The 10,166-nt window shown below is 70.4% G+C and carries 13 protein-coding genes, 1 tRNA gene and 1 pseudogene; 3 read left to right on the forward strand and 12 right to left on the reverse strand.

Features of this window, described 5'->3' with window-relative positions:
- The 3 genes from AN233_RS18090 to AN233_RS11890 all read right to left on the reverse strand — a co-directional run.
- Positions 1-724, reverse strand: a 724-nt coding sequence (locus tag AN233_RS18090) for an HD domain-containing protein (protein ID WP_245626068.1), incomplete at its 3' end; no start/stop codon positions are given.
- 79 nt (positions 725-803) lie between these two features.
- On the reverse strand, positions 804-1,361 hold the full coding sequence (locus AN233_RS11885) for a helix-turn-helix domain-containing protein (RefSeq protein WP_058367001.1): 558 nt from the start codon (positions 1,359-1,361) through the stop codon (positions 804-806).
- A gap of 174 nt (positions 1,362-1,535) precedes the next feature.
- Positions 1,536-1,620, reverse strand: a tRNA-Leu gene (locus tag AN233_RS11890).
- Between the two features lie 151 nt (positions 1,621-1,771).
- On the opposite strand from AN233_RS11890, the gene AN233_RS11895 reads away from it, so the two are divergent.
- Positions 1,772-2,332: a DUF420 domain-containing protein gene (locus AN233_RS11895; protein ID WP_058367002.1), complete on the forward strand. Its 561-nt coding sequence runs from the start codon at positions 1,772-1,774 to the stop codon at positions 2,330-2,332.
- 67 nt (positions 2,333-2,399) lie between these two features.
- Here AN233_RS11895 and AN233_RS11900 read toward each other — a convergent pair whose 3' ends face one another.
- Together AN233_RS11900 and sfnG are read right to left on the reverse strand one after the other, a co-directional pair.
- Entirely contained in the window at positions 2,400-3,065 is a 666-nt protein-coding gene (locus AN233_RS11900; RefSeq protein ID WP_058367003.1) for an NADPH-dependent FMN reductase, read from the reverse strand.
- Complete coding sequence (sfnG, locus tag AN233_RS11905) at positions 3,062-4,210, reverse strand: dimethylsulfone monooxygenase SfnG (protein WP_058367004.1); 1,149 nt, start codon at positions 4,208-4,210, stop codon at positions 3,062-3,064. The genes AN233_RS11900 and sfnG overlap by 4 nt, the downstream gene beginning before the upstream one ends.
- Positions 4,211-4,379: 169 nt before the next feature.
- Between sfnG and AN233_RS11910 the strand changes: the two genes are divergently transcribed.
- Positions 4,380-4,664 carry a ubiquitin-like small modifier protein 1 gene (locus AN233_RS11910; RefSeq protein ID WP_058367005.1) on the forward strand — a complete coding sequence of 95 codons (285 nt, stop codon included), beginning with the start codon at positions 4,380-4,382 and terminating at the stop codon, positions 4,662-4,664.
- 79 nt (positions 4,665-4,743) lie between these two features.
- Positions 4,744-4,992: a hypothetical protein gene (locus tag AN233_RS11915; protein ID WP_058367006.1), complete on the forward strand. Its 249-nt coding sequence runs from the start codon at positions 4,744-4,746 to the stop codon at positions 4,990-4,992.
- Positions 4,993-5,418: 426 nt separating this feature from the next.
- Here AN233_RS11915 and AN233_RS11920 read toward each other — a convergent pair whose 3' ends face one another.
- The 7 genes and pseudogenes from AN233_RS11920 to AN233_RS18095 form a co-directional block, all read right to left on the reverse strand.
- The gene (locus tag AN233_RS11920; protein WP_058367023.1) at positions 5,419-5,922 is read right to left on the reverse strand and encodes an HAD family hydrolase; all 504 of its coding nucleotides are present in this window, start codon (positions 5,920-5,922) and stop codon (positions 5,419-5,421) included.
- Between the two features lie 71 nt (positions 5,923-5,993).
- Positions 5,994-7,148 (reverse strand): acyl-CoA dehydrogenase family protein, encoded by a 1,155-nt coding sequence (locus tag AN233_RS11925; RefSeq protein WP_058367007.1) that lies wholly within the window; start codon positions 7,146-7,148, stop codon positions 5,994-5,996.
- 65 nt (positions 7,149-7,213) lie between these two features.
- Positions 7,214-8,437 carry an alanyl-tRNA editing protein gene (locus AN233_RS11930; RefSeq protein WP_058367008.1) on the reverse strand — a complete coding sequence of 408 codons (1,224 nt, stop codon included), beginning with the start codon at positions 8,435-8,437 and terminating at the stop codon, positions 7,214-7,216.
- Positions 8,438-8,520: 83 nt separating this feature from the next.
- Positions 8,521-8,721 (reverse strand): dodecin, encoded by a 201-nt coding sequence (locus AN233_RS11935; protein ID WP_058367009.1) that lies wholly within the window; start codon positions 8,719-8,721, stop codon positions 8,521-8,523.
- A 269-nt stretch (positions 8,722-8,990) separates the two neighbouring features.
- Positions 8,991-9,518: pseudogene (locus AN233_RS11940) on the reverse strand (mechanosensitive ion channel domain-containing protein); the annotation flags it as partial.
- 103 nt (positions 9,519-9,621) lie between these two features.
- Positions 9,622-9,960, reverse strand: a complete 339-nt coding sequence (locus AN233_RS11945) for a DUF7116 family protein (RefSeq protein WP_058367010.1) — start codon at positions 9,958-9,960, stop codon at positions 9,622-9,624.
- A gap of 84 nt (positions 9,961-10,044) precedes the next feature.
- The coding region (locus AN233_RS18095; RefSeq protein ID WP_245626069.1) for a DUF5816 domain-containing protein at positions 10,045-10,166 on the reverse strand (122 nt) is incomplete at its 5' end.

A 10,166-nucleotide genomic window follows, 5' to 3' on the forward strand; every position in this document is an offset into this window, starting at 1 on the left:
CCGCGACCCGGGAGACGTGGTGTCTGTAGACGATGGCGTTCATCAGCGAGCGCGCGAGGAGGAGGCTCTCGGCCGTGGCGACGTTCCCCTCCGCGAGCACGAGGTCCGCGTCGCGTCCCGCGCCGTCCACGTCTCCCGTCCCGTCGACGCCGCCGGTACCGTCGAGCCGGAGTTCGCGGACGAGCCGACCGTGGTCGATGGTGCCGTAGGGGACGCCGGTGTGGTGGGCGTCGCGCACGAGGTAGTCCATCCGGTCCACGTCGAGTTCACCGGAAACGAGCTGTCCCACGCCGCCCTCGCCCCCCACGAGGTCCGCGACGCGCTCCGGGTCGAGCCCGTGGCGTTCCAGCGTGGCACAGACCTCCCGCTCGGGGTCGGTCAGGAGCCATTCGATCTCGTCGTGGTCCCGGCCGGTCGCGCGCCGGATGACGCGCTCGGTCTGGTGGCCGTACGGACCGTGGCCGGTGTCATGGAGGAGCGCGGCCGCGCGGACGTGCGCGGCGGTGTCGTCGTCCACCGGCAGGTGGTCGAGCGCCTGCGAGGCGAGGTGGTAGACGCCCAGGCTGTGCTCGAAACGGGTGTGGTTCGCGGAGGGAAAGACGAGCCTGACGGTGGAGAGCTGCTTGACGTGCCGGAGCCGCTGGAACGCGGGCGTGTCGACGAGGTCCGCGGCGACCGCGTCGAGCGTGACGTAGTCGTGGACGCTGTCCTTGATCGCCTTCATTACCGGACCCTCGGCGCCTCGGGGGATGGACGTTTCGGGTCGGCCGGCGGAACTTCGTGAGCTCGCCGGCGCTGCCGGCCTACTCGTCGATCAGGTCCGCGCCGAGTCGCTCCTCGATGGCGCGAACGACCGACCCGCCGACGTTCGCGCGGGCCGCCCGCCCCTGCTCGACCGCGAGCACGTCGTCCTCCTCGACGCCGAGCTCCGCGGCGAGTTCCTCGACGGTGAGCCCGGCGTCCTGTCGCGCTTCCTCCGCCACGTCGCCGTAGCCCGAGACGAGGTAGGGGAGTCGGTCCTTCTCGTAGTTGGTCCCCTCCTCCTCCCAGTGCGAGGAGTCGCCGCGGCCGGCGTCGTACACCTCCGCCTGCTTGCGCGCGGCGCGCTTCGCCCGGCTCTCCTCGTCGCGGCTCTCTGCGGAACCGCCGGAGCTCCCGCCCGGACTGCTGGCGCCGCCGCTCGACCCGCCGGACCCGCCGCGCGAGCGTGCCGAGTCGTCGTGCGGGCTGCAGCTCGAACAGACCAGCAGCTCCGCGCCGGCGACGTTCGCCTTCCGCAGGTTGCCCGTCTCCGCACCGCAGAGCTCGCAGGCGTCGCCGTCGCCGGCGCCGCCGCCCGACCCCGTCGAGTACTTCGTCATGTTTCGGAGCTAAGGCCCCGGGAGGTTTTAAAAGCGCGGCTCGCGGATGGGGACGGAACCGTCCGGAGATCCATCGCCGGTACTGCCGCTCGGAGCGTAGCGTCGGAAGGATTGTGCGTGGGTGCTGTCGTAGAGACAACACCGTGCATCGGTGGCGGGTGTGCCGCCGAACGATGCGTGGGACCGGATTTGAACCGGCGGACCTCTACAGGACAGCGCCCTCAACGCTGCGCCGTTGGCCTGGCTTGGCTACCCACGCTCGCTGTGGTTCTTCGCGTCATCACGTACCCCGGCGCCGATTAAAAGCCCTTCCATTCGACGCCCGCGTGTATCGGGTTGTCACCCGACTCCGACCGGACGTTCCCCGCCGCGGAGCCAACGGTTTTGCGGCCGGCGCCCCAGTCGCCGGTATGGAGTTCCGCCCACGCGATCACGTCCCGCTTCTGACGGCGGTCTGCTCGGTCCTCGCGCTCGGGCTGGTGTTCGGCGCCGCGACCCAGTCGATCCCGACGACGTACGTCCCGCACCCGGGCGATGCCGTCCTCGCCGCGATCCCCCACCTCAACGCCGCCTTCTCGTTGACCGCGATCGGTACCATCGCGCTCGGTTGGCGCGCGATCCGGCGCGGGAACGTCGCCCGACACCGCGCGCTGATGGGGACCTCCCTCTTGCTGTTCGCCGCGTTCCTGACGGGCTACCTCTGGCGGCTCACGCTCGTCGGAACGACGCCGTTCCCCGGGCCCGAGGTCTACTACCGCTACGTCTACCTGCCGGTGCTTGCGGTCCACATGCTTCTGGCCATCGTCTGCATCCCGCTGCTGTTCTACGCCCTGCTTCTGGCCGCGACGCGGCCGGTCGCGGAAGTGTACGAGACGCACCACCGGACGGTCGGCCGGATCGCCGCGCCGCTGTGGCTGATCTCGTTCGCGATGGGCGTCGGCGTCTACGCGATGCTGCACCACGTGTTCTGAGCACGCCGTCCTTTCTCAGAAAAGCGTCCACGCCGACCGGTTCAGAAAACGCCCGGGCGAACGACGGTCAGAACTGCGGGCCGAGGCCGCCGAGCGCGTCGCTCCCCTCGACCGCCCGCGAGAGGTCGACCGTCGCGGTCCCGAGGGTCGCGAGCCGGTCGGCCACGTCCGCGTCGTCGAGGACTGGCCCCTCGCCGTCGCTTCCCCCGCCCTCGCCGTCCACGCCTTCGCGGTCCGCGAAGGCGTCGTCGGTCGCGTAGACGCTCCCGCCGACCGTGTGTGCGCCGAAGAAGGCGAACAGGGGGCGGAGCTCCTGATCGATCGCGAGGTAGTGGTGGTTCGTCGCGCCGGTCGCCACGAGGCCGACCGCGGCGTCCTCGAAGGGGGCCACGTCGCCCTGCCACATCCCGCGCGGCACCATGTCGAGCAGGTTCTTGAGCGCGCCCGAGACCGACCCGCGGTAGACCGGGGTCCCGACGACGTAGGCGTCCGCCTCGACGATCTTCGCGAGCGCGTCGGCGGTGTCGCCCTCGTAGGCGTCGATGCCGCGGCCGTCGGCCGTCTCGAGGTCGTACTCTGCGAGATGGAGCAGGTCGGTCTCGACCCCCTCGCGATCGCTCGCTGCGGCGTCGAGTACTGCCTCGACCGCGGCCCGCGTCTTGGAGCCGGTCGTCACACTGCCGACGATGCCGAGGACCGTGCGGTCGGCCGAGGCGGCGGCGTCGTCGCTCATCTGGCCACCTTCGCGCCGCCGACATCCTCGACCTCGTCCGGTTCGGTCACGTCCTCGGGATCGAGCGGCTCCGCCTCCTCGACGGCCGGGATGATCGTCTCGCCGAACCGCTCCAGTTCCTCGTCGTAGTGGAGGAAGCCGGCGAGCACGATGTCGATCCCGATCGCGTCCAACTTCCGGATCCGCTCGACGATCTGCTCGTCGGTGCCGATGAGGCCGGTCTTGAAGCCGTCGTTGTACTGCACGAGGTCCTCGAAGTCGGAGTCGGCCCACATCCCCTCGCCCTCGGCGGAGGACTGGCCGGCCTGTTTGACCTGCTCGCGGAAGGCGTCGACCGCCTCGTCGGTGGCGTTCTCGATGATGCCCTCCAGCGTCTCCTTGGCCTCCGCCTCGGTCTCGCGCTGAATGACGAACGCGTTGGCGGCGAACCGGGGCGGCTCCGTGCCGTACTCCTCGGCGTACTCCTCCACGTCTTCGATGACGGCGCGGATCTCCTGGAGGCTCCCGCCGTTGATGAACAGCACGTCCGCGTTGCGCGCGGCCATCTCGCGGGCCGCCTGCGAGTTGCCGCCCTGGAACACCTGCGGATACGGGTCCTGCACCGGCTTCGGCTCCAGCGGCGCGCCCTCGAAGCCGTCGATGTCCCTGCCGATGGTGTAGAAGCGGCCGTCGTAGGTGGCGTACTCCTCCGTCCAGAGCGCCTTGAGGACCTCGATGAACTCCTCCGAGCGCGCGTAGCGCTCGTCGTGTTCGAGCCACGGCTGGCCGAAGCCGGTGAACTCCCCCTTGAACCAGCCGGAGACGACGTTGATCGAGAACCGGCCGTCGCTGATGCGGTCCGCGGTCGCGATGAAGTTCGCGAGCGGCCCCGGCTCCCAGAGCCCGGGATGGACCGCTCCGATGACGTGGAGCTCGTCGGTCTGCGCCGCGAGCGCGTTGGCGATGGAGAGGGCCTCAAGCTGGCGGTCGGCGCCGTAGCTGCCGAAGAAGCGCGCCTGCGCCAGCGCGTAGTCGAAGCCCACGTCCTCGGCCGTCCGTGCGAGGTCGAGGTTGTAGTCGTACGTCCAGTCGGTGTCCATCTCCCAGTCGGAGACGACCAGCCCGCCGCTCACGTTCGGCACCCAGTAGGCGAACTCCGTGTCCATGACGGTCGGTTATACATACCCTGTCCGTTTATGCAAGCTGGATATGGCGAGATGTGGCGCGGCTCCCGGGTTCCCGCAAACCTTGGGTGGGAGACGTGACGCATCACGGTCGCGTGCGCATCCCGCCGCGACCGACGGTTATACGCCGATCCCGGTCGATTATCGCTCCGTGTACGTCGAACTCCGTCTGTTCGGCCCGTTCCGCGACGATGCCGGCATCGAGTCGGCCACGCTGGAGACGGACGCGACAACGTACCGCGGCCTGTTACAGGAGGTCGAGGCCCGGTACCCGTCCCTCTCCGGGCGACTTCTCGACGCCGAGGACGACGGCCTCGCCGGCGAGGTCGTCGTCACCCGCGACGGGAAGAACGTCCGGCATCTCGATGGGCTGGACACTCCGGTGTCCGACGGCGACGTGGTGCGGATGATCCCGTCGGTCTACGGCGGGTCGTAGTTCCCGGCAGTTCTTGCGCCGACAGTTCGGCCGTCGCGATCGCCGCATGGCTTATCGCCGCTCCGACCGAAGTGCGGGTATGCGCAACCACCTCCGACTACTGATCGGGCTGTTGGGCGTCGTCGAACTGGCGGCTCCGCGGGCCGTCGTCCGCGGCGCCACGCGGGTGGCGTATCGCGAGAGCGGCGATGCCGAGCCCCGCGACTGGGTGTACACCGCGGCCCGGATCGAGGGCGCGGTCCTGACGACGCTCGCGCTCGTCGGCCTCTACCGCTCCGCGACCGCAGCGGGGGTGCCCGACGACGAACACGGGGTCGACGAACGCTGACCGACGACGATACGTCGTGGAGTGGCGTCGCTGTTGCGCGCTTTTTCGGCTGGGGCTTTTTTGTCACCGCGGCGGTGCGGCCGATCGGGACGGCGCCACCTCGAAAGCGTCAAGCTGGCTCTCCCTCAGACGTGTGCGGGTTTTCTGTGACTGCTGCTGATCCTGCCACGTTGGACAGTAACGCCCGGAAAGCCCCACCCACCGCGACTGTCCCGCTCCGCACCGCGACCGCACCGCAGCCTCGCACCTCCCCAGCCTCGGCTGCGGCGCGGCCGCGAAACCGCACCGCACAGCAGGCGGCCGCGCCGCCGCCTCCCTCGCGCGCGTCGAGGTCGCGCGCGCCGACCGCACCGTAACTGTACCGCAACTGCACCGCAACTACACCGCATCAGCAGCGCATCAGTAGCGCTCCGCTCCGTGGTCAGACTACACCCACCGGAACGCGACGCCCGCTCGCTCGGCGGTCACCGCATCTCGCTCCGAGTCGCCGACGAAGACGGCGTCCTCGGGGTCGCCGCCGACGCGGTCGACGGCCGACAGCAGCGGTTCGGGATCCGGCTTGTGCGTGGAGACGGTGTCGCGGCCGACGACGGCGGCGACGCCGGGCGTCAGTCCGTGAGCGTCCAGCGCGATCCGACAGGCGTCCTCGCAGTTGAGCGAGCAGACCGCGGTGCGTCCGGCGGTCGCCGGGTCGAGCGCGTCCGCGTGTGAAAGCCGGTCCGAGGCGCGGGCGCCCTCGCGTTCGTGTGCGGCGATCGCCGCCTCGACCTCGGCTTCGAGGCCGTACTTCGGCGCGGTGCCGAGCAGTTCCCACAGGCCGTCCCCCGGCGGCTCCGCCCCCGCGTCCTCGTAGACGGCGATCACGTCCTCGGCGACCGCACCCCAGTCCACGACCAGGTCCACGAGGGTCCCGTCGAGGTCGTAGACCACGGTGCCGAACTCCCCGTGGAGCGCGGCGAGTTCCGCGGCGTCGAGCGCGGCAGCGTCGAGTGAGGGTTCGCTCACGAGTCCAACAGCCCCCGCGCGATGATCGTCTTCTGTATCTCGGTCGTCCCCTCGTAGATCTCGGTGATCTTCGCGTCGCGGTAGAGGCGCTCGACCGGGAAGTCGGTCGTGTAGCCGTAGCCGCCGTGGATCTGGACCGCCTCGTTGGTGACGTGCATCGCCGTCTCGCTCGCGAAGTACTTCGCCATCGAGGCCGCGACGCGGTTGTCCTCCCCGGCGTCGGCCTGCCGGCTCGCCTCGCGGACGAGCAGCCGCGAGGCCGCGATCCGGGTGGCCATGTCGGCGAGCTTGTGTCTGATCGTCTGGATGTCGGCGATGGGGTCGCCGAACTGCTCGCGGTCCTCGGCGTACGCCTGCGCCTCATCGAGCGCCGACTGCGCGAGCCCGACCGCCTGGGCCGCGATTCCGACCCGGCCCTCCGTCAGCGTGCGGAAGGCGGCCGAGAGCCCGCGGCCCTCTTCGGTCAGCCGGTACTCGGCCGGAATCCGACAGTCGTCGAAGGTGATGCCGGTGGTGTCCGACGCGCGCAGGCCGAGTTTGTGTTCCTTCTTGCCGACCTCGAACCCCTCCGCGTCGGCCGGGACGAGGAACTGGGTGACGCCGTCGTCGGCGCCGTCGACCTTCGCGAACACGACCGCGACGCCGCCCCGCTCGCCGTTCGTGATCCACTGTTTCTGTCCGTTCAGGACGTACTCGTCGGCCTCGTCGTCGTAGCTCGCGCTCGTCGACATCTCCGCGGGGTTCGAGCCGGCATCCGGCTCGGAGAGGCAGAACATCCCCACCGGGCGACCGTCGACCATCTCGGGGAGCCACTCCTCCTTGACCGCCTCCGAGCCGAACGCGGCGATACAGGAGGTCGCCAGACAGTGGACCGACAGCGCGGTCGCGACCGCCAGCCCGCCGTACGCGAGCTCCTCGTTGACGACCGCGTAGGTGGTGCTGTCGGCGCCGAAGCCGCCGTACTCCTCGGGGACCGTCAGCCCGGTCAGGTCCAGCTCCGCGAGCCCGTCCCACACGTCCTCGGGGAAGGTCTCGGCCTCGTCCGCCGCGGCCATCTCCGGGCGGACCTCCTCGACCGCGAACTCCCGGACGAGGTCCTTGATCGCCTGCTGCTCCGCGGTGAGCGCGGAGCCAGTCCGTGCGCCTGTCATGCGCCCGAGTACGATACCGCACCGAAAAAGGTGAACGATCCGCGCGGCCGGGGCGGTCGCGGGGGCTACTCCCGGTCGGTCTCGCCCCGGAGGAACGCCGCGACCGCCTCCGGGGCCGCGTCGAGCCCCCCGCCCTGCGCGAACGTGGGGCCGCCCCCGCCACCGCCGCCGAACGCGTCGGTCACGTCCTCGACGATCTCGCCGGCGTCCGCCGCGTCGGGGTCGGCGGTGGCGACCGCGAGGAAGGTGCTTCCGTCCTCGCCGGCGACGGCCGCGACGGCTGGCCCGTCCTCGTCCCCGACCAGCGCCGAGAGCGGTTCGCGCACGTCGTTCGGACCGGCGTTGGAGACCGTCCCCGCAGCCCACGTCGATCCCTCCCGCTCGACGGTCGGGAGCTCCCGGAGTCGGGCGTCGAGGAGTTCGGTCCGCAGTTCGCGGACCTCCGCGGCGAGGTCGTCGCGCTCCTCACGTAGTCGCTCCGCGGCCGCCGGAAGCTCCGCGACGCTCGCGTCGAGGGTCCGGCTCGCCTCTCGGGCCGCGGCGTGGACCTCCGCGGCCTCGTCGACCGCGACCGGGCCGACAGCGAACTCCACGCGCGTCGCGTCCTCGCCGGGGTTCGAGCGGTCGAGGACGGTTATCTCGCCGATATCCGAGGTGTTTCGGACGTGCGTGCCGCCGCAGGCGGCGGTGTCCCACCCCTCGACGGTGACGACGCGGACGGCGTCGGCGGCCGCCTCGCTCATCGCCCCCTCCTCGGTGCGGTCGTTGAACGCGATGTCGTCGAGCTCGCGGGCCTCGGCGGCCGGCATCGTCTCCCACGTCACCGGCAGCGAGTCCCAGACCGCGCGGTTCGCCAGCCGCTCCAGTTCGACGAGCTCCGCGTCGTCGATGGGGTCGCGGGTGGTGAGGTCGACGCGGACCTTCTCGGTGCCGATGTCGAAGCCGGCGTAGCCGAGGTCGTCGAACAGCCGCCGCGCGGCGCCGTAGAGCACGTGCGAGGCGGTATGTGCGCGCATGCAGTAGGTGCGGACGGCGTCGTCGACGGCGCACGCGACCGCGTCGCCGGCCGCGAGGTCGTGGTCCGCCGCGAGGTGGTGGACGACCTCGCCGTCGGCCTTCTGTACGTCGGTCAGCTCGACGCCGTCGATCGTCCCGCGGTCGGCGGGCTGGCCGCCGGACTCGGCGTAGAAGTACGTCTCGCCGAGCACGACCGCGCGATCGTCGACGCGCTCGACGGTCGTCTCGAACTCGCGGACTTCGGGATCCTCGGGGGCACGTGAGACGGGCATACGCCGCTATCCAGCACGGCCGGCGAAAAATCGTGTGGCTGCGGCAGGCGGCGCAGGCGGCGGCGAAAGACGAAGACGTGCCCTCAGTCCTCCAGTTCGAACGCGACCTCGACTTCGGCCTGATACTCCCGCTCGGGCGCGTTCTTCACTTCGACGCCGAACTCCTGTACCTCGGCCCAGTAGACGTTGTCGAGCGTGTCCTCGGCGCGGTCGACCGCGTTGTCGGCCGCGTCGTCGAAGCTCTCGGTACTCGTTCCGATCAGGGTGATCTTCTTGTAGACCATGACGCGTGTTACTCCGGCGCACTTCTTCATAAAGCCACACGCCGGGATCGCGTCCCAAACGGACCGGGCCGACGCAGGACGGGGGAGAAAAGTCAGTCGTCGCTCGACTCGTCGGTCGCGTCGTCCGCCAGGCCCTCGGTTTCGTCCGTCGCCTCTCCGTTCGCGGACTCCTCCGCGTCTGCCGCCTCGTTTTCTGCATCTGCGGCGTCTTCCGTCTCTGCAGCGTCTTCCGTCTCTGCAGCGTCTTCCGCCCCCGCCGCATCGCCGCCGTCGACCTTCGTCCAGCGGCGCTCGATCTCGGCGTTACCGAGCACGCGGCGATCGCCGTCAACGTCGAAGCGCGTCTTCCGCAACTCGATGGCGTGCACCTCGCCGGTCGTGTCGCCCACGACGACCCGGTCGCCGGGGTTGAAGTCGGGGTCGCGGAGGAGGTAGACCCCGGAGACGGCGTCGGCGATCATCCCCGAGAGCGCGTAGGAGACGCCCAGCGCCACGAAGCCGGTCGCGGTGCCGAGCGCCGCGGCGATGCCGCCGAGCCCGACCACGGAGAGGAACGACAGCAGGACGCCGTACCACAGGAAGCCCGCGACGATGGTGGCGACGAACTGCCGGTACACCGGCGAGTCGCCCGGGAGCGCGCGGACGAGCACGCGGTCGACGAAGGTCATCAGGACCTTCACGAGCACGGCGGCGACCGCGAGGAACAGGAGTCCCGAGGCGACACGCGGCAGTGCGGCCTCGATGTCTCCGAGGAACTCCGAGAGAACGCGGACGGCGGCGTCGAGGACGGCGTTCATGCGAGCGCCGTCGCTCGGCGGTCACAAAAAACCGCGGCCGGTCCGGACGCCGACCCCGGTCGGTGTGATGTCCGCTTGGGCCGGTCGGGTCGTGCGGGCCGCGTCAGGGACTACCCGGAGCGCCCTGCATCACGGAGAACTCGCCCCCGCCCTCGACGCCGATGACCGCCCAGTCGAACGGCGGCTTGAGGTCGAGCAGGTGCTTACGGAGGTCAGCGGCCGAGTCGTCCCACGTGACGAAACAGCGAAGCTGCGGCGGGCTGCCGCCGTCCGCCAGATACGGCTCCGGGTCGGTGGCGTCGTCCGGTCCGAGCGGCGTCACGAGCACGCGTCGCCATTTGCGTTCGGCGACGAAGTCCGACCCGTCCTCGGAGACGGAGTACCCTAGTTCGCGAAAAACGTCTCTGGCCTCGGTCGTCGGTGGCGTGGTACCAGGGGCCATCTACCGACCCATACGTCGGCACCTGTGTTAAGCTTTGCCACGGTGTGAGTACGAAGGTGCCAGTCGGCCGGAGCGGCCGGCGGATCACTCGTGGGCGGCGTCCCACTCCTCCGGCTTGCGGATGTTGCCACACTCGTTGCACTCGATGCGACCCATCGTGTCCATCGCCGTGTCGAGGCTACCGCAGTTCCCGCAGTAGAACCCCC

The organism is Haloparvum sedimenti (assembly GCF_001462205.1).
GTDB lineage: Archaea > Halobacteriota > Halobacteria > Halobacteriales > Haloferacaceae > Haloparvum > Haloparvum sedimenti.

Excerpts from the sequence above, each read along its gene's own strand:
- AN233_RS11885 (WP_058367001.1), bottom strand. The coding sequence starts at position 1,361 with ATGACGAAGTACTCGACGGGGTCGGGCGGCGGCGCCGGCGACGGCGAC.
- AN233_RS11895 (WP_058367002.1), top strand. The coding sequence starts at position 1,772 with ATGGAGTTCCGCCCACGCGATCACGTCCCGCTTCTGACGGCGGTCTGC.
- AN233_RS11900 (WP_058367003.1), bottom strand. The coding sequence starts at position 3,065 with ATGAGCGACGACGCCGCCGCCTCGGCCGACCGCACGGTCCTCGGCATC.
- sfnG (WP_058367004.1), bottom strand. The coding sequence starts at position 4,210 with ATGGACACGGAGTTCGCCTACTGGGTGCCGAACGTGAGCGGCGGGCTG.
- AN233_RS11915 (WP_058367006.1), top strand. The coding sequence starts at position 4,744 with ATGCGCAACCACCTCCGACTACTGATCGGGCTGTTGGGCGTCGTCGAA.
- AN233_RS11925 (WP_058367007.1), bottom strand. The coding sequence starts at position 7,148 with ATGACAGGCGCACGGACTGGCTCCGCGCTCACCGCGGAGCAGCAGGCG.
- AN233_RS11930 (WP_058367008.1), bottom strand. The coding sequence starts at position 8,437 with ATGCCCGTCTCACGTGCCCCCGAGGATCCCGAAGTCCGCGAGTTCGAG.
- AN233_RS11935 (WP_058367009.1), bottom strand. The coding sequence starts at position 8,721 with ATGGTCTACAAGAAGATCACCCTGATCGGAACGAGTACCGAGAGCTTC.
- AN233_RS11945 (WP_058367010.1), bottom strand. The coding sequence starts at position 9,960 with ATGGCCCCTGGTACCACGCCACCGACGACCGAGGCCAGAGACGTTTTT.